Source organism: Streptomyces capitiformicae (assembly GCF_002214185.1).
Lineage (GTDB): Bacteria > Actinomycetota > Actinomycetes > Streptomycetales > Streptomycetaceae > Streptomyces > Streptomyces capitiformicae.
In genome coordinates, this window is sequence record NZ_CP022161.1 from 2762832 (window position 1) to 2780895 (window position 18064).

Consider the following 18064-nt stretch of genomic DNA (forward strand, 5'->3'; position numbering starts at 1 on the left):
GACCAGGCCAGCCCCCACCGGGGAGGGGTCAGTACTCACTCCCGATCAAGCTCCACGGAGATCGCGAAGGGGGGCCAAGAGTGGCCCGAAGGTGGGTCCAGCCGTCGTTCCCGAAGCCACTCCGCGAAAAATCAGGAGATACCAATTTTCTCCTGCGTATCGCAGTGGGGCGTTGCCCTTAGCCAGGACTACGAGTACTTCCTGTCAGAGCACCAGTCGGGTCCTGTCACGCTTTCGCAGACCTCGATGGAGTCGACACTGTAGGCGCCGTAGTCACGGGTGCTGCAGCCAGTTGCCGATCCGTTGCCGTCGCTGAACTCGTCGTAGCCGTTGTCGAGCCAGACCTTGACGTAGACGCCGTGACCGTCGCGTTCGATGTCGCACACTCCGACGCGGTCCTTGCTGCCAAGCTGATCCAGGTATGCATAGTCGTCGCCCTGCGAAACGTCGACGTCCCTCGCGGATGCCGGAGCGATGGCCAAGGTGGAGAGACCGACCGCAGCGATTCCCACCATCAGAGCCCTACGGCTTCCCCTGAGCATTTTACGCTTGTCCACTTTATTCTCCCCTTCGCTCGGATTTGTCTCGTTGGCACTCACTCCACGAACTGTTCAGGCGCCTGGACAGGCTTGTCCGGCGTCTTGGCTTTCGCGGATCTCTCACCTTGTTGTGAGCCCGGATGAGACGGTGACACGTCAGGGCTGTGGGGATGCTGAGGGTTCCTGAAGGGTCTTCAGGTTCCTCACAGGGCGGGGCCGCCATGCTGGGGGGATGCGGATACTGGTGGTTGAGGATGACCGGCGACTGGCGGAGTTGCTGCGCCGTGGCTTGGTCGGCGAGGGGTACGCCGTCGACGTTGCGCACGACGGACGACGCGGCCTGGAACTGGCGCTGGAGACCGACTACGACGCGCTCGTGTTGGACGTGCTGCTGCCCCACCTGAACGGCTTCCGGCTGTGCGGGCAGATGCGTCAGGCGGGGGTGTGGACGCCGGTGCTGATGCTCACCGCGAAGGACGGCGAGTACGACCAAGCCGAGGGCCTGGACACCGGCGCAGATGACTACGTCACCAAGCCGTTCTCGTTCATCGCGCTGGCTGCGCGGCTACGCGCTCTGATCCGCCGAGGACGGCCTCAGCGGCCCGCCGTGATGCGGATCGGTGACCTCGAAATCGACCCAGCCGCACGGCGCTGCCGACGCGGCGCCATCGACGTAGCCCTCACCGCCCGGGAATTCGCCGTTCTGGAATACCTCGCCAGTCGCAGCGGAGAGACCGTTTCCAAATGCGAGGTGCTCGAGCACGTATGGGACGACCGCTTTGATGGCGACGTCAACATCGTCGAGGTCTATGTCAGCGCCCTGCGCCGCAAAATAGATACCCCGTTCCAGCAGCGCACGATCCGCACCGTCCGCGGCGCCGGTTATCGCGTGGACGGTGCAGGAGACACACGGCCATGAAACGGATCTGTCGCCTGTCCCTGCTGCGTCGGTTAAGGCCTGCCACCATGCGCATGCGGCTCACGCTCCTGGCCATGTTGATCGCTGTCTTCTCTTTGGCCCCCACCGCCCTAGGTGTCGCGATCGCTTGGCAGGCCTACCTCCTGCAGCAAGCCACGAGTATGACGACCAGCAGACAATGGCTGCAGGCGGCAGACGATGCGGAAAGGCTGCTTGAGGAAGGTGAGCTGCCTGATTGTGGCTCACCCTCGCCCAAGCCGAAAAGGCACATGGACATCAGCCATTGCCGAACGCCGGTGGAAGTGCGCGACCCTGCCACCGATGACGTGGGGGTGCTTTCCATGAAGCCCTGGACAGATCCGTACCATGGCCCCACGCCCATCCGGCAAGTCTTCAGCCATCGCGCCGTAGATGGGCAAGCGCCAATGCTGATCGGTTCTCTGGAAACAGAACAAAATCGCTTGAATGCAATGATCTGGTTCCTGGCCGGAGCAACGTTCGGGGTCACAGCGTTGATCACGGGCAGTACGTGGTTTGCGGTCGGCCGGGTCCTTCAACCAGTCGAAGCGATCCGAGCCGAGTTCGCCGAGCTCAGCGCTCGCCATCTCGGCCGACGCGTCCCAGTCCCCCGCTCCGGCAACGAGATCGCCCGCCTGGCTACGACGATGAACACCACCTTGGATCGGCTGCAGACCGCAGTCGAGCAGCAGCGTCAGTTCACCGCAGACGCTTCCCATGAACTGCGTACGCCCCTCGCCTGTCTGCGTACCGAACTCGAACTGGCGCTCAACCAACCTCACACCGTCGACTGGCCCGAAGTCGTCCACGCCGCCCACACAGACACCATGCACCTGCAAGACTTGACGGAGAACCTGCTGCTCCTGGCCCGCCTCGATGCCGAGGACACGCGCCACGGCCCCAACCAGGTCGTCGACCTTACCGACCTGGTTCGCGACGAGGCCACCCGCCGTCGGCCTTCCCGCGGTCTCACTCTCGATGTCCACACCGATCCCGGCCCCGTCACAGTGCGCGGCCATCCCGCACTACTCACCCGCGTCCTGGGCAACTTGCTCGACAACGCCGAACGCCACGCGAACAGCACTGTCACCGTCCGCCTGACACACCACAAGACAAACCGCCAAGCCGTCCTGGACGTCCTCGACGACGGGCCGGGAGTCCCTCTGGCAGACCACGAGCGGATCTTCGAACGCTTCACCCGCCTCGACGACGCACGCACCCGCGATACCGGAGGTGCCGGACTCGGCCTCGCCATCGCCCAGCGCATCGCCAGCACCCACCAGGGCACACTCACCCTCACACCCAGCGCCCGCGGCGCCCACTTCACCCTGAGCCTCCCCACTCAATAAGTAGGGTCGGGGACTGGCGCGGTGGCTTCCGCTCCGTTTCCAGCCCCCGCCGCTTCAAACCGTGCGTGCAGTTCTCCCGCACACGGCTTTCCGACATCGTTCACCGACTGGCATGCGCCGTCGCCCTGTGCACGTTTCCCGTGAGGCGGTAGACCCCAAGCCAGGTGATCCATCCGTAGGTGAAACGGGTGGTCCAGTTCCGGCCTCGGAGTCTGTGTTTCCGACTGGCGAAGATGGCCAGCCGCTCGTGGACGTAGTCGTCGACCGCGTTGAACTTCCGCCCGGAGTTCCCGTTGCGGAAGTACGCTGCCCAGCCCCGCAGCACGGGGTTGAGGTCTGCGACCACGGCAGACACCGGCCGTTCGGTCTTCGAGCGGGAGGTGGCCGCGCGGATCTTGTCCCGCAGTACGTTCATCGCTCGGGCCGAGGGCCAGCGTTGCAGGTAGAACCTGCCTCGCCATTTCCACGATTCCATCTTCCGGTGGTGGAAGCCGAGGAACTCGAAGCCCTGCCCGCCCCGGGTGAGGCAGGTGATGCCGGACTTCTCCGGATGCAACCGCATCCCGAGCCGTTCCAGCACCCTTGCCGCCAACTGCTGGGCTTGTTCGGCCCGTTGTCTGGTCGGCGACAGGACCACGAAGTCGTCGCAGTACCTCACCAACACCCCCAGCCGGCGGCCCCCGTCCTCCCACGCCTCATCGAGGACATGCAGGGCGATGTTCGCCAGCAGCGGGGAGATCGGTGAGCCCTGAGGGGTTCCCGCCCCTGTCGGGGAGGTCACCCCGCCCTCCAGGACTCCCATCCGCAGCCAGGCCCGGATCAGCTTCAGCAACGGCCGGTCCACCACCCGCCGGGCCACCTGGGCCATGAGCGCATCGTGGTCGATCGTGCCGAAACAGTCCCGGATGTCGGCCTCGAAGACCCATTCCCGCCGTTGGTTCGCCGCGACGCGCACGGCTTCGCACGCGTCGATCGCAGACCGCTTGGGCCGGAATCCGTAGCTCGCCTCGGTGAACTGGGCCTCGAAGACCGGTTCCAGGACCAGCTTCGCGGCTGTCATCACCACCCGGTCCGCCACGGTGGGAATCGACAGCGGCCGGAACTCTCCCGGCCGCCCCGGTTTGGGAATCTGCACCCGCCGCAGCACCGACGGACGATACATATACGTCCGCAGCTTCTCCGACAGGTCCTGGAGGAATGCATCCACCCCCGAGGCCGCCACCGCGTCGACGGTCACGCCGTCCACGCCGGGGGCTCCCCGGTTCGCACACACGCCGGCCCACGCCCGCCGAAGAACGTCCATGCGGTGGACATGGCTATACAGGGCATGAAACCGGCGTTCGGGTTCTTGCTTGGCACAGCGGTAGAGCGTCCGCTGCAAGGCTCGGACCTTGTCCAAAGGACGGCCGCCCAGTCTCGCGGCGCCTTCCTCCCGGCGGATGGACCTAGCCGAAACGGCACTCATCCGGACCCCTCCCTGTTCGCGGATCGCATCGATGAAGCAGGGGCCCTTCGCTCCCTGCGGGTTGTGTTGTCCCGCCGATCGGCACTACTACGACCCCCTCCGACTGCCTCTCGGCAACCCGCCACTTCCCGGTTCCACCGGTTATAGGCAGGTCACGCTTCCCGCACCGCAAGTTGCGGGGCCGAGGAGGCTCTCTCCAGTTCCCAGGACAACCGTCCGGCCATTCCACGCCCCTTACGCCGGGAGGTTCTTCGGCGACCGCTCCAGGTCCAAGATCGCCTTCCATGGCCTTCGCCGAACAAGCACAGGCTCGGCTCCTCCTTGGCCCGCCCACGGGCGGGGGTTAAATGACGGCGCTGCAGGCTTCACTTCATGTTGCGGACTGGCCGGTTGCACGCCCCCAAAGGGCGCTTGTCACTCCACTTCGACGCCACCCTTTCGAGCGACGCCGGGAGTCAGCTACCGGGGACCCTGGCGTCTCCCCGGACCGGACTTGCACCGGCTGGCTATCCTGAGCTTGTCGTCCGGTTACATCGTTCACATCCCTTCTGAGCTGCAATAACGTCCGGACTGCTGGACGTACGCTTGTTCCTTAACATCGGACCCGGCCGTGTGGTCTTCCTCGTGATCCTGAACTCTGCGACGAGATGCAGGAGTTCACCAGGAAGGCCGTGGGGATGAGTGTGCTGCCGCAGGTGGGCGGACGGGATGGGTTCGCGGAACTGTCACGCTTTCGGACGGTCTTCTACGGGTGCTTGTCCGCGCGGGCCGATGCGTTCGTTGATCTGACCGACGCATTGTTGTGTGCGGACGGGCCGACCCGGACACCGGTCGAGCTGTCGCTGCTCGCCGAGCACCAACGCGGCTACGGCTCGCTGTACGGGGCTTTGAATCACGGTCGGCTCGACACGGACGGCCTGCGGGACCTGCTGATATCACTGCCGATGCCGCGCTTCGATGGGCGGATCGTACTCACCGTGGACGTCTCCCCGTGGCTGCGCTCGGACGCGTCCTGCTCGCCGGAGCGACTGTTCTGCCACGTCCACGGCCGTTCTCGTGAGGCCGCGCAGATCATCCCGGGCTGTACTCGTTCGTCGCCGCGCTCACCCCGGACCGCACGTCGTGGACGCAGGTCCTGGACGCGGTCCGGCTGGGGCCCACCGACGACACCGCGGCCGTCACCGCCAACCAGCTGCGGGCCGTGGTCGAACGCCTGGTCGCGGCCGGTCAATGGCAGTGCGGTGACCGGAACATCCTGGTCGTGATGGACGCGGGCTATGACGTGATGCGCCTGGCCTGGGTGCTGCGCGACCTGCCCGTCGAGCTGGTCGGGCGCCTTCGTTCGGATCGCGTACTGCGGCTGCCGAAGCCGCCGCGTGTCTACGACCCGAAGGGCGGTCGGCCGCCCAAGCACGGCCCGGAGTTCCGCCTGGCGAAGCCGGAGACCTGGCCGGAGCCGGCAGCGGTGACCCTCAACGACACACCCCGCTACGGCAAGGCCGAGGCCCGTGCCTGGGACCGAGTCCATCCCCGGCTCACCCACCGCTCGGCCTGGATCGACCTGGACGGCGAACTCCCCCTGGTCGAGGGCACGTTGATCCGCCTCAAGGTCGATCACCTGCCCGGCGACCGTGACGCGCCACCGGTCTGGCTGTGGTCCTCCGCGACCGGCGCCACCCCGGACGACGTCGACTTCGTCTGGTCCTGCTACCTGCGCAGATTCGACCTGGAGCACGCCTTCCGCCTGTTCAAGCAGTCCCTGGGCTGGACCCGCCCCCGGCTACGCGACCCGCGGGCGGCGGACCGGTGGACCTGGCTCGTCATCGCAGCCCACACCCAGCTCCGCCTCGCGCTCCCGCTCACAGCCGACCGGCGCAAGCCCTGGGAGAAGACCACACGCCCCGGCACCGCGCTCACCCCGACCCGCGTCCGGCGGGGGTTCAGGAACATCCGCCCTCACCTGGGCAGTCCGGCCCGTGCACCCAAACCCACCCGGCCGGGGCCAGGACGACCACCCGGCTCCAAGAACCGGCACCCCGCCACCCGCTACGACGTGGGCAAGACCGTCAAACGCCCCGAGACACTCATCGCTCTGCGTGACAGCCGACGATAAGGAACGAGCTTAAGGAGATGGAGACGGGTAGCCGCGAAACGCCTTATGCTGTGATCTGCGTCACGCATTCGAATGGGAAGTGGATGTTCCCGGGGTGCACTGGGGCGGGTTTTCGAGGTGACCGAGACGCGTTTCCGCTGATCACCGTAAGTGCATGAGCGATAGCTTAGAGGGTTGTTTATTTCTGTAGGTGTTCGCGCGATCACTTTGGGTCAGAAATTGATCGCTTGTGAAATCGCGTTCGGGGCCCGTGATCCGAAATCCTGCGAGTGAGGACAGCGGTGTCCTTCAGCGCCACCTCCCTTTTGGGGAGGGGGAGTTGGTGCTGCCCGCAGACTGAAAGAGCAGGACCCCAGTGACCGTTGACGATGTGATCGCCGCGCTGGCGGGCGTCACCGCACTGCGCGTTTTCGCACCGGATATGTGCAAAGCGGCACGTCTGCTGCTCCGCGCAGGCGTCCAGGTCGGCGTGAGCGAGCTGCTGCAGAACCCCGCGCGCACGCCGGCGTCGACTCCTCAGGCCTCCCACGACCAGGAGGCCTGAGGTCATGAGCACCTTCCCGCCCTACGAGGACTCCGACGGCGCGAGCGAGGCACAGTTCACTCTGCCGAGCACCGCCGCAGAACTCAACGCCCTCCACGGCATCCACTACGTCATGCCCCCGGACCTTGAGGCCTTCGTCGACCTCTACGCCCGGCCTCACCTGCGCTACGCGCACACCATGCTGGGCGACGAACAGGCCGCCAGGACCGTCGTTCAGCGCTGCTACTCGCATCTCGCGCTGAACTGGACCGTTGTCCTGAAAGAGGCGAGCCCGGAGGCGTATGCCTGGCGCCTGCTCAAGCAACGCGTGGAGCTCCATTCGCGGATCACCGGCAGTACACAAGGCCTCGGCTCTTCCACTGCGCCGGACGTGCGCATCGCGGCGATGCAGCGCGCGGCCCGGGCCACGCTGGAGGCCATGCGCCGGCAACTGGAGGCCATGGAATCGGCCCTGGGCCTCTACACCGCGATAGCGGCGCTGCCCGAGCGCCAGTACGACGTGATCGTGCTCCATTACGTGCTGGGCTATTCCACACAGCAGGTCGCCAACATCATGGGCATCAAGCCGGACACCGTCCGCGGACACCGGCGTTCGGCCCGCGAACGCATCGCCAGCAAGCTCGGCCTGGACATTCCGGCTGGCGACGAAGAAAAGGAGTAACACCGTGCCGCGCAGCATCCGCGACATCCTGGCGCAGACCGCCCCGCCCGACGCGTTCACCGACCAGGACGTCGCCGGCCTGAAGCAGGAAGTCGTCCGCGAGGTCACCGCCACCCTCATGTTCGGCACCCGGCTGGCCCCCGATGACCGCTTCCCGATCATGCTGGACCGCGCGGACATAGATCTCCAGGCCCTGGCCACTGAGCTCCTCTACAGCGACGACGCCGGCGCGCACCTGGCCAAGTTCACCGAAGAGCCCGCCGACGTCGACGGCGCCCTGCACTTCGCCTGTCTGCTCAGCCTCGCCGACTCAGCCGAGGGAGCCCAATGGTGGTGGCAGTTCGCCGCCGGAGCCGGAAACGCCACCGCCGCCTACTGCCTCCACCTGTTCCACCTCGGCCGCGGCGAACTGCGCGACGCCGACCACTGGGCCCACCAGGCGGCCACCTTGGACACCCACATCCACCTCACGCCCTTCTCCCGGCGCCGCACCCCCCGACACCGCCCCACCCTGGCCCTGCGCGAAGCAGTCGGCCGGCTGAAGGTCAACGAAGTTGAGGAGTGGGGATTCCGGGTCCTACGCCCCGACTCACGCCTCGCCCACCAGATTGAGGAACTCGCCGACGCCCCCTGATCGCCCCCACAGACCACCCAGGTCTGGCTCGTCTGGCCGCCCTCGAGGCGGCTCCGTCCCCGGCATTCACCTGCCGGGGACGGAACCGTTTCGCATCGTAGGTGCCGTCGGCCTCACGCCGAAGGATGTACAAGTCGGTGAGGCTGGCTCAGGCCTTGTCACCCCGGGCAGCTCCGGCAGACGCGAATCTGCTGCTGGACTTCGCGGCCGCGGACTGCACCCGCGAGGCCGCCTTCGCAAGGGGGTGGTGGAGAAGGTCAACCACTCTGCGGCCCAGCGGTGGTGGCGCACGGTCCCGGACGGGCTGAGCGTCGCGACGGGCACGCCCACGCCGCCCGTCCGAGAGCGCACGCGCCGGCGTGGAGGACCCGGTGGAGAGGGCGTTGCTTCGCTACGCTGCTGTGCGATGGCCGCTGCTGCGTCGGCCCGTGTGAGCCTCTGACCGGTCCCGTGGACCACCAGGGGCGTTGAACCCCAGGTGCCTGCGCATCAATGCCAGCGTTTTCCCGGCATGGTCACTCGTTGAGCGACGGCGCGTACGGGACCACGGGCCTGACGCGTCAGAACGGAAGACACCGTGGTTCGTAACCACGCCCGCAAGGCCGATGCCCGCCGCAGCACCCTGTCCGGTGGGGGCAGCCACCGGAGCGCGGTGAAGCAGCAGGCGCCCAAGCCTCGGGTCCTGACCGGCCTAACGGCCCTTGATGATCTTCTCGGTGGTGGGCTGCGTCCTGGACGGGTCGCCGTGGTCGCTGCCCGTACCGCAATGGGCAAGTCGATGCTCGCCCTGACCGTGGCCCGTAACTGTGCGTTCCGGCAGGGGCGTCCCGCTCTGGTCGCTTCCCTGGAGATGTCGAACGAGGGGCTCTTCGAGCGGATGCTCGCCGCGGAGACCGGTGTCCTTACCGAAAGGATCCGTCGCCGGACGCTGGATCCCTCTGACCGCGGCCTCATTCACGCCTTTGCAGACGCCGCCAGAAAGGCGCAGTTGAGTTTCGGTGGCGACGGCACCACGCCTAGCGTCGCCGAGATCGAGCGGCAGTGCGCCACCGTAGTGGGCCGGGACGGCCATCTGGACTTGCTGGTCGTCGACTATCTCGGCCTGATGCACGGTGCGTTGCAGCAGCGTGCGTCGGGGGACCGGAGGAAGGAGGTCGCGCATGTGGTGGCAGATCTCCAGGAGTTGGCGACCCGTTTGAAGGCCGCCGTGGTGATCGTGGAACAGCTCACAAGGGCGCCGGAACTCCGGGACGATCACCGGCCCCGGCTCAGCGACCTCTGTCACGGTGAGGCCCTGCTGAGCCACGCGGAGACGATCATCCTGCTGCACCGATCCGCCTATTACGACCCGCAGCACCGCGCGGGCCGCTACGACCGTTCACCCGACCCCGAGCTGTACCCGGCGGACCTGTTCCCGCGGTACGGGCTGCCCGAGCCGGCCGTGCAGCGCGCCGAGCTCGTCGTGCCGTACAACAGGCATGGCCGGACTGGGACCGTCGAGGTGGGTGTGGAACTCGCTCGCGCCCGCTTCTTCGACCTGGTGCCCGAGCCCGTTGGCTGACGTCGGCTCCTTCCCGACGCAGCCCACTGGTCGGCCGCCCGTGTCGGAGGTCTTCGAGCACGCCGGGTAGCCGTACACATTGATGCACGCGCCTGCAGCAAGCAAGGTCCAAGTGCCGCGGGCTGAGGTGGCGCGTGCACTGGCTGCGACACCGGAGGAGGAAGGACTCTTCATGCCTGGCCCCGATCTGCCGCCGCCTTCCGCTCCGATGACGGTCGATGCGCTCTTGAACCGGTGGCCTACCGGTGCGCAGAAGGTGGAGCTCGTTTCCGGCGTGGTGATCTTCACGGGCCATTTCGATGAGCGTGATCTCGCTACGGCACGGCGTACCTATCCCGGCCGGTGTCCCGTGCTGAACGCCGACGGCGGTCTGGAGATCCACCCCGGCGGTGCGGGTGAGCCGACGCCGCTCGTGACCGGCCTGTGACCTCCTGGTGCCTGATCTGTTCGAGGTAGCCGCAGAATTGGCGCCGCTCCGAGAAACGCCCCCTAATGGGCCAATACCATCAAGAAGCCTGTCATAGCGGTACAAGATTCCCGTGTCAGAGCGCTACAACTGGGACGGGTCCCTGAAAGAGGAGTACCGCGGCGGCACGCTGGGGTTCAGTGCCGCGCGGACCATGTGGCTGCACCGGGAAAACTACTCCGCGACGCTGCGGCGCGATGCCCTGACCCGGTGCCGGTACTGCGGGCTGCTGATGGAGTACTTCACCCGTTACGACCAGAAGCGCCTTCCTGTGGTGCCCAAGCTCATCCGGGCCGCTTCCGTCCCCGCCCGGATGCGGTGGCACGTCATGAGCGGCGTCGCGTTTCCCGGCGACGGCGGGAGCAGCCACTGCTATGTACCGCACCCCGCGTTCTGCCCGAGGGTTGAGCACGAGGATGACGATCTGTCGCTCGCAGAGGCACGTGCTGTCTTCCGGCGGAAGTCGGACCAGCTCATCGCGTCCGGCCAGTTCATCCCCGACCTCGCGCCGGCCCGCTGCGAGGACGAGGTGGCCGAACAGTACGTCCAGGACGTCGGGGACGTCCGGCACGTGATCGCCTACGGCCGCATGCTGTGGCTGGCACCCTCCAGCATCGACACCCTCCAGTGTGTGGCACGCGCGGACAGCACGGGGGAGAGGTGCCGCAACCTCGTGTGGACGCAGGACGGCTCCTGGGAGGAGATGGAGATCCCCCACGCGCCGGGGCGCGCCGGGCAGCAGGTGCTGTGGGCAGGGATGACGATGTGGGTGTTCGCCCTGCACACGCTCTACCCAGCAGAGTTCAGCCGGTGGATGAAGCAGCGCTGCCCATCGCACGACTCCGGCTACATCCCTGACGCCGTGCCACCGCAGTGGGTGCACTTCGATCCGCTGCGGCATGACGCCCACATCTTGCGGCAGCGGCCCTCTGGCGTTGCGGCGCGGGACACGGACAGCGTGATGGCCGACCTCCGCCTGGGCCCGAGGCGGACGGAGTGCGCCACGCCGGGGTGCGGCAACGGGAGCGTCTCGCAGGTCCCCGAGGGGTGGGTGTGCTCGTTCTGCCAGCGTAGGCGGGAGCGCCGCGACCGCACGCATCAGAAATGGGTCGACGCCCAAGATGGGAACACTCCGTAATTTGCCGCTACTCTACGCGTCGAAACTAAGTGAGATCACGAGGGTGGTATGGCCCGTTCCTCCTCACACCGGCGCGAATCTCCCACGCCGGACGACCAGATGGACCTGTTCGCCTCGGCTGCCCCACCGCCAGCCCCGACGCAGCTGTCCCCTCACACCGAGCTGCGGCAGTTGATCACGCTGATCGCGTCGCGCTCAGGCCTCGGATTCAAGGAGACCAACAACCGGCTGAACCGGCGACTGGGTGTGGTCACACGTCAGGGCGCGCCGTCGGAGGTCATCGAGCGCGCGGTTGTTCTAGCACGCGAGTGGCTCGCCGTACTGGAGACTCCCCAACTGCCCGACCAGCCGCAGCCGCACCGCTCCCCGGCACGCCGCCCGCGCCCGGCCAGGTCCGGGCCGACTCGCCCGGCGAACGCCAGTCCCGCGCCGACACCGGAGCAGGAACAAGCGCTCACGGCCAAGCACACAGGTTCCCATCTCGTCGTCCAGGCCGGTGCCGGCACGGGCAAGACGACCCTGCTGACGATGCTGGCCCGCTCCGTACCACGCGAGCGCGGCCTCTTCCTCGCTTACAACCGGTCCGTCGTGGACGACGCCGCCAAGAAGTTCCCCCCGAACGTGCGGTGTATGACCGGGCACGGCCTGGCCATGCGCGAGACCGGCCACCGCTACGCCGCTCGGCTGAACGCTCCCCGTGAACCCAGCTGGCGGATCGGCGAGCGCATCGGGATCACCACCGGCACGAGAATCGTGCTCGCCAGTCGGCTGATCACGCACAAGACGATCTCCTACAGCGTGCTGCAGACGGTGCGCCGCTTCTGCCACTCCGCCGACACCGCGATCCTGCCCAAGCACGTGCCGAAGCTGCGCGGCCTGCCCGACGAATGCCGGCCCGACCTGGCCCGCCTCGTCCTGCCTTACGCACGGCGCGCCTGGGATGACCTGCAAAACCCCCAGGGCGGTGCGGTCCGCTTCGAACCCGACCACTACCTGAAGATCTGGGCCCTGACCGAACCGGTGATCCCGGCCGACTTCCTGCTGCTGGACGAAGCCCAGGACACCAACCGCGTACTGGAGAAGGTCTTCACCGCCCAGCGCGACCATGCCCAGCTGATCATGGTGGGGGACTCCGCGCAGGCGATCTACGGCTGGCGCGGCGCCTACGACGTGATGACCGACTTCGACGGCGTCCAGCTGACCCTCACCCAGTCCTTCCGGTTCGGCCAGGCCGTTGCCGACGAGGCCAACCGCTGGCTGACCATCCTCGCAGCCCCACTGCGTCTGAAGGGCGCCCCCGCCCTGCACACCACCGTCGGGCCGGTCGATCACCCCAACGCGGTGCTGTGCCGATCCAACTCCGGTGCCATCTACGAAGTCCTGCGCCTGCTGGAGAACAACAAACGCGTTGCGATGGCCGGCGGCGGAGAGGCCCTGGAGAAGCTCGCGGCCGCCGCCGGCCAGCTCAAGGCGGGACGCCGCACCAGCCATCCCGAACTGTGCCTTTTCACCTCGTGGGAGGAACTGCACGAGTACGCCACATCCGACCCCGCAGGCGGCGACCTGCTGCCGCTCGTCGACATCGTCGACGAGTACGGCCCCGAGCTCGTCGTCGCCGCCGTGCAGAACCTGCATCCCGAGCACGCGGCCGACGTCGTCGTCTCCACCGGCCACAAGGCCAAGGGCCGCGAATGGCCCACCGTCGCGATCGGCACGGACTTCGAGCCCCGGGCCGGCAGCACGAACAACACCGCTGACGGCAATGGCCAGCCGGACATCGACCTCGACGAAGCACGCCTCGCCTACGTCGCCGTCACCCGCGCCCGGGAGCGCCTCGACCTCGGCGGACTGTCCTGGATCAACCAATACCCCAGCACTCCCAGCACGATGGGCGAGCCTTGCCCCTCAGACACGGGCCCGTCACCCTGGGACCGGCTCGGCCCGCCGCCCGGCTAGCGTGCATGCGCATGAGTGAACACTTCCAAGAGATCAAGCGCGTTGACGAGTACGAAGCCAGGTTCGGGGAGTCTTGGCCGGGGCGGCAGGGCTTGGAGGCCGTGAACGCGGCCTATCCCTCGATCGTGGTCGATGACTGGAGCCAGGAGGGTTGGGTCTACTTCCTTCCCGGAGGCCAGGAGGGCCCCCTCGACGAGGTCGGGCGGATCGTGGTCGTGGGGGCGAGCGGGTCGCTTCCCGTTCGTGTATGCCGAGACGGCGTAACGCGAGGCGAGTGGAACGTCATCCAGGAGCCGTTCAAGTACGGGCAGGAGATGGACTTCGAGCAGTTCATGCGCGTGATCCACGCTGCCTGATCGAGCGGGACTGGCCGGTCCGGCGGTTTCCCAGCGGGGCATCCTGCGCAAACTGGTGCGCGCGGCCCCGAGGCAGTGATGCCCTTCAGCTCCTGGAGGACGCCGATGAGGCAGTCGGCGCCAGTGAGCTCGCCGCCGTCGTCTCGGAGGTCGCCGTCGATCCACCGAGATGAGGGCGGCCAGAAAGCCAGAACCAGCCTGCGCCGCCTCAGTACCGGCAGCCGTATCAGAGCCCGGCCAGCATTCGTTTGGCCTGCGCGTGCTTCCCGATGAACGACGCTTGCGTACCGGCGAAGTCCTCTCCTGTAGCAGCGTCCGCACGGTTTCCGCGGATCGCCGGTCTTCTTTGGCCCGTGCGGGCACCCGGTCCTGATGCTTTGCAGAATGCTTCGGAGGGCTCCCTCGTTCTTGGCACCTTCGGCCGGTGTGTTGTCCGCCCGGTCCAGCCCCAGGCGCGCGGCGAGCACCTCACCGCCCGGTGACAGCGGCGTCTTCAGCGCCAGCGTCTGAGGGCAGTGCCGGTTGAACTCGGTCAGGGCCAAGGTGGCGAGGCCGCGGCCGCGGAACTCTTCCTTCACGTAGATCACTTCGACCGAGTAGCGGCCACTGTCCACGGACAGGAACCCGGCGTCCTCCCCTTCGCAGCGGAAGAGACAGGTGGAGAGGTAGCCCGCTACGGGGTTGCCGAAGGCCATCTCGCCGGTGCGGTCGAACTCCTCGAGGAGATAGCTGCTGAACATGCCCTCCAGGCTGCTGACGTCTCCGGCCTTGAGCGCGTCGTATCCCTCCAGGACGACGCCCTCGGCGAGTTGCATGGCCATGGACTTCTCCTCATGAGCAGGGACTCTTCGCCGGCCCGGGGACCCGTGGCAGGCGCCGGAGGATTTGGTTACACCCAGAAGGGGCCGCCGCGCTTGGACAGCGCGGTGGGTGCGGAGGCGCACCTGAGGACGGCCTGCCGCCACTCGACGCGGTTGGCGAACTGCTCCGGGTCGAGGCCGCTGGGGTTCTGTTCCCACTGGGCAAGGTGCTCGGCGACGGCGGCGAGAGTGACGGCGTCGCTGCCGTCCAGGCCCGGCGTTGTGGTCCGTAGGGCGTTGACTGCGGCGATGGCCGGACGGGAGTTGAGCAGCATCGCCGTCGCGTTGGCGTCGATGCCCGTGTGAAGGGCGGCGATCGCCTCCCGCAGCTGCTCATCCTCGGTTTCGGCCGGCACCCGCGACAGCGCCTCGCACATGACGCGTGCCTCGGCGGTGTTGAGCGGAACGGTGGTGCTGCCGCTGAACACGTGGTGGAAGACGCGCAGCAGCACATCCGTGAGCCGTGGCTTGGCGCGCCGGTCGTACAGGCAGTGCGCGCACAGCCAGGCAATGGAATGGAACGGCGGGCGCGGACGGGGCATCCGGCCGATGGTCTCCCCGGCCGCCACGTGGGCGGCGCACAGGCTGCAGGTCGAGTCCGCGGGGGCCGGCTTGGTGTGGATCGGTGCGGGAAGGCCGCCCGGCTCGACGGTCTGGGGGTCCACGAAGGCGCGGTAGGAGGTGGGGTCCTCCAGCCAGGCGGCCGCCTGGAGGATGGCGTCGCGTAGCTGTTCGTCGGTGGCCTCGGCGCGGCTGGGGGCGTCCATCCAGTCGTTGAGGCGTTGCTGTATCAGCGGGATGTCGGTGTGCAGTGCTTTCGCGAGCGGGCCCACGTAGGTGGTGAGGAGGTTACGCAACTCCGCGCCGTGCAGCTGGGCGAGGTTGGTGCTGGACACGGCGGGTCGGCCGGTGGGCATCGACGAGGGGTTCTCAAGCCACTGGTCGACGTGGGTGAGGGCAACTCCGAGCTGGGCCAGGGAGATGCCTTTCCTCGTCTTCACACCGATTGCCTGGTTGAGGAGGGTGTTGATCGTGCGCCCGTGCTGGCCGGTGGCGGAGGCGAGCTGTTTGACCAGCCCGTTGAGCCGCTGCCGGGCCAGGTTCTCGGACAGGAGCGTCACCGGCTCGCAGACCCGGCAGGGCATGTCCAGCGCGCTCGCCGGCTGCTCGCCGCACTGCCCGCAGACGAAGCCGGGGCACTGCGCGCACAGGCGATCTGTGTCGGGGTCCGGGATCCCCCGGAACGCGGCCGGGGGAAGTTCCTGGCACCGCTGGCTCCACAGCGACTGGCAGTCGCCGGTGCAGGACTTCTGGGCTGCGGCGGCACCGGCCTGGTCGACCAGGGCCTCGCGCACGGTGGGCAGCAGCAGCGTGTCCCCGAAGGCACCGTCCTGGTGCCACACTTCGGTGAGCGCGGCCCGGTAGGCGAGCAGCAGCCGCCTGTCGCTGTGGCCGTCGACCTTGTTGTGGTGCTCCGGGTCATGCAGGCAGCCGCACGACAGGCGCTCGGCGTAGCCGCAGAACGTGGCGCCGAAGGCTCCGCATTGGGGGCACATCGTCCATTGGTAGGGCTCGTCGTCGTAGGTGCGCATGCCGCGTGCGTCGAAGAAGTGCCAGGGCCCGTAGTCGTCGTCCGGGAAAAGCAGGCCCTCGGCCAGCAGAGGCAACCCGCGCCACTCCTCCGGCACCTCCACCGGCAGGCAGCGCTCCGCCTCCTCGCCCCAGTGGCCGGCGGCCCAGTGGTCGCTGCCCGCGGCCGCCATCGCGAAGCGGCCCCACCAGGCCGGGGCTTGCGGCTCGGCGTCGAACCAGATCCGCTGCTGAGGCAGCCAGAACGCCGGCGTCCGGGGTGTGCGCTGCGTGTCGTGGAAGGTGACCGGCTCGTAGGCCCAGGGAATCCGCAGGTGATCGAAGAAGATTGACCACCGGGCATGGAGCTCCGTGCGGAACTTTGCGTTAACCACCTCGTACGCCATGGCGCTCCTGCCGGACGGTGCCTCGCTGTGCACCGCTCACCATGGCCCCGGCGCGCCCGATGCACGGCCACTCATCACCCCTCCAGCCCAAGGGCTTCCCCCAGCTGAGGGACGCTCAGCACTGGAGAGTGGACAACGACCCAGCCCAATCAGCCTGGCGAGACCCTGCTCGGCGAACGGTGAGCGTTGTGGCGTCGTTCGGCGGTTCTCGCCATGACCGGCATGGCGTCGCTACCCGGTCGGCTGAGCCCTTGGTGACCTCGGCGTCTCGTGCACGTTGTCCCCACCGTGTTCGCCAGGCGAGTGCGCCCGTGAGGTCCTTCGGGAGGTAATGATGAGTCGAGCTGTGCCGCCGGCTGTCCGCGAACGGGCCCGCGCCCGGAGTTGCCCGGACTGCCGTGCCGCGCCGGGGGAGAAGTGCGCACCCGACCGGGCCGGTCGATCCCAGCTGCACCGCGGGCGGATCTCGGACGCCCGGCGCGCGCTGGAGCCCATGCCGCCCTACCGGATCCTGCCGCCAAAAGCGGATCGCATGTACATGGAGCTGGACTCGACTGACGCTGACACGCTGGTGGTGGCCTGGCACAAGGACGCTTTGGAGGCGTTGGCAGCCTATCCGTATGAGGCTGCGGTCCTGCTGTGGCTGGCCCTGAAGCAGGCGGATGTGCTGCAGCCTGGCGGACCGAAGATGAACAACTTCGGGCTGGCGCTGATCCTCATGCCGATCGACTTCCTGACTGTCGGCGAGGTCCGCGAAGCCGTCGAACGGCTCACAGCACGAGGTTTCCTCGAGCGTGCAGGCGAAGACGGTGTCTACATCGACCCCGTCGCTATTCGCGTGATCGAACGGCGTGAGTTGCCCGCCAGGTTCCGCATGGATTGGAACGCGGCGAAGGCCAGCGCGCCGATCCCGGGGCCGCCTCCTGAGGCCGCTGCGCAGACATCCGCCGGGTGACAGACGGGGGTTCCTGGCCGTCAGTCGGAGATGCTCGGTACCGCGCGGGCCAGTGGTTCCGGGTCTCCGTACAAGGCGGCGTGCACGGCGGCGGCGAGTTCGCGGGCTCGCTGCTCACTCGTGATGCCGTTCAACTGCACGTAGTCCGGGCCTACCGACGCGTACTTGCGTACCTCTCGGTTGAGGAGGAGGTGGACGATGGCCTTGCGGACGATGGCGGCCGCGGCCTCAGCGACGACGTGCCCCGGGGCCCTGTCGGTCTTCACAGTCCAGCACCGGCCGCGCCGCTCGATGCCGACGTATGTCGCGCCCGCGTCCTTGGCGGCCTTGTACGCGGCGTTGAACGCCTTGGTCCCCGTTGCGTCCGGGATCTGGTCAGCAGGGCAGGGGATCTGCAGTGGCTCCATGAGGGCATCGTGACAGGAGGTCAGGTTCATGCGCCGCAGACGCGGAGTGCGAATTCCATGCGGTCGCTGCGCAGCCTGCCCGGCGGGGCCAAAGTGAACCTGATTGGCGGATAGCTGACGTCACCGACGGCTCGTTGCCGGGGCGTG

Annotated in this window: 15 protein-coding genes and 2 pseudogenes; 12 read left to right on the plus strand and 5 right to left on the minus strand. The window is 67.7% G+C overall.

All coding sequences use genetic code 11. From position 1 onward, the window contains the following. Nucleotides 1-188 precede the first annotated feature (188 nt). Complete coding sequence (locus CES90_RS12275) at nt 189-599, minus strand: hypothetical protein (protein WP_189784799.1); 411 nt, start codon at nt 597-599, stop codon at nt 189-191. A 172-nt stretch (nt 600-771) separates the two neighbouring features. On the opposite strand from CES90_RS12275, the gene CES90_RS12280 reads away from it, so the two are divergent. Together CES90_RS12280 and CES90_RS12285 are read left to right on the plus strand one after the other, a co-directional pair. Next, a complete protein-coding gene (locus CES90_RS12280; protein WP_189784798.1) occupies nt 772-1458 on the plus strand; it encodes a response regulator in 687 nt (228 codons plus the stop codon). Continuing rightward, nucleotides 1455-2825: a sensor histidine kinase gene (locus tag CES90_RS12285; protein WP_189784797.1), complete on the plus strand. Its 1371-nt coding sequence runs from the start codon at nt 1455-1457 to the stop codon at nt 2823-2825. The genes CES90_RS12280 and CES90_RS12285 overlap by 4 nt, the downstream gene beginning before the upstream one ends. Before the next feature lie 100 nt (nt 2826-2925). Here the strand turns inward: CES90_RS12285 and ltrA are convergent, their stop codons facing one another. Beyond that, on the minus strand, nt 2926-4290 hold the full coding sequence (ltrA, locus tag CES90_RS12290) for a group II intron reverse transcriptase/maturase (protein ID WP_332836395.1): 1365 nt from the start codon (nt 4288-4290) through the stop codon (nt 2926-2928). A 677-nt stretch (nt 4291-4967) separates the two neighbouring features. Between ltrA and CES90_RS12295 the strand changes: the two are divergent. The 8 genes and pseudogenes from CES90_RS12295 to CES90_RS12330 all read left to right on the plus strand — a co-directional run bounded on the left by CES90_RS12295 (nt 4968) and on the right by CES90_RS12330 (nt 13363). After that, a pseudogene (locus tag CES90_RS12295) lies at nt 4968-6403 on the plus strand (NF041680 family putative transposase). 355 nt (nt 6404-6758) lie between these two features. Continuing rightward, on the plus strand, nt 6759-6947 hold the full coding sequence (locus tag CES90_RS12300) for a hypothetical protein (protein WP_189784795.1): 189 nt from the start codon (nt 6759-6761) through the stop codon (nt 6945-6947). A 4-nt stretch (nt 6948-6951) separates the two neighbouring features. After that, nucleotides 6952-7608 carry a sigma-70 family RNA polymerase sigma factor gene (locus tag CES90_RS12305; protein ID WP_229914028.1) on the plus strand — a complete coding sequence of 219 codons (657 nt, stop codon included), beginning with the start codon at nt 6952-6954 and terminating at the stop codon, nt 7606-7608. A gap of 4 nt (nt 7609-7612) precedes the next feature. After that, the gene (locus CES90_RS12310; protein WP_189784794.1) at nt 7613-8242 is read left to right on the plus strand and encodes a hypothetical protein; all 630 of its coding nucleotides are present in this window, start codon (nt 7613-7615) and stop codon (nt 8240-8242) included. Nucleotides 8243-8819: 577 nt separating this feature from the next. Continuing rightward, nucleotides 8820-9803, plus strand: coding sequence for a DnaB-like helicase C-terminal domain-containing protein (locus CES90_RS12315; protein ID WP_189784793.1), 984 nt, complete (start codon nt 8820-8822; stop codon nt 9801-9803). Nucleotides 9804-9975: 172 nt separating this feature from the next. Beyond that, nucleotides 9976-10230 (plus strand): hypothetical protein, encoded by a 255-nt coding sequence (locus tag CES90_RS12320; protein WP_189784792.1) that lies wholly within the window; start codon nt 9976-9978, stop codon nt 10228-10230. A 112-nt stretch (nt 10231-10342) separates the two neighbouring features. Then, nucleotides 10343-11407 (plus strand): DUF6083 domain-containing protein, encoded by a 1065-nt coding sequence (locus CES90_RS12325; protein ID WP_189784791.1) that lies wholly within the window; start codon nt 10343-10345, stop codon nt 11405-11407. Between the two features lie 48 nt (nt 11408-11455). After that, nucleotides 11456-13363, plus strand: coding sequence for a UvrD-helicase domain-containing protein (locus tag CES90_RS12330; RefSeq protein ID WP_229914027.1), 1908 nt, complete (start codon nt 11456-11458; stop codon nt 13361-13363). A 157-nt stretch (nt 13364-13520) separates the two neighbouring features. On the opposite strand, the gene CES90_RS12335 is transcribed toward CES90_RS12330, so the two are convergent. Both CES90_RS12335 and CES90_RS12340 read right to left on the minus strand, forming a co-directional pair. After that, nucleotides 13521-14540, minus strand: a complete 1020-nt coding sequence (locus tag CES90_RS12335; RefSeq protein WP_189784790.1) for a hypothetical protein — start codon at nt 14538-14540, stop codon at nt 13521-13523. A 68-nt stretch (nt 14541-14608) separates the two neighbouring features. Beyond that, nucleotides 14609-16555 carry a hypothetical protein gene (locus CES90_RS12340; protein ID WP_189784789.1) on the minus strand — a complete coding sequence of 649 codons (1947 nt, stop codon included), beginning with the start codon at nt 16553-16555 and terminating at the stop codon, nt 14609-14611. A gap of 334 nt (nt 16556-16889) precedes the next feature. Between CES90_RS12340 and CES90_RS52445 the strand changes: the two are divergent. Beyond that, nucleotides 16890-17027: pseudogene (locus CES90_RS52445) on the plus strand (zinc finger domain-containing protein); the annotation flags it as partial. 21 nt (nt 17028-17048) lie between these two features. After that, nucleotides 17049-17510: a hypothetical protein gene (locus CES90_RS12345; RefSeq protein WP_189784788.1), complete on the plus strand. Its 462-nt coding sequence runs from the start codon at nt 17049-17051 to the stop codon at nt 17508-17510. Between the two features lie 20 nt (nt 17511-17530). Here the strand turns inward: CES90_RS12345 and CES90_RS12350 are convergent, their stop codons facing one another. Continuing rightward, nucleotides 17531-17917, minus strand: a complete 387-nt coding sequence (locus CES90_RS12350) for a hypothetical protein (RefSeq protein ID WP_189784787.1) — start codon at nt 17915-17917, stop codon at nt 17531-17533. Nucleotides 17918-18064 lie beyond the last annotated feature (147 nt).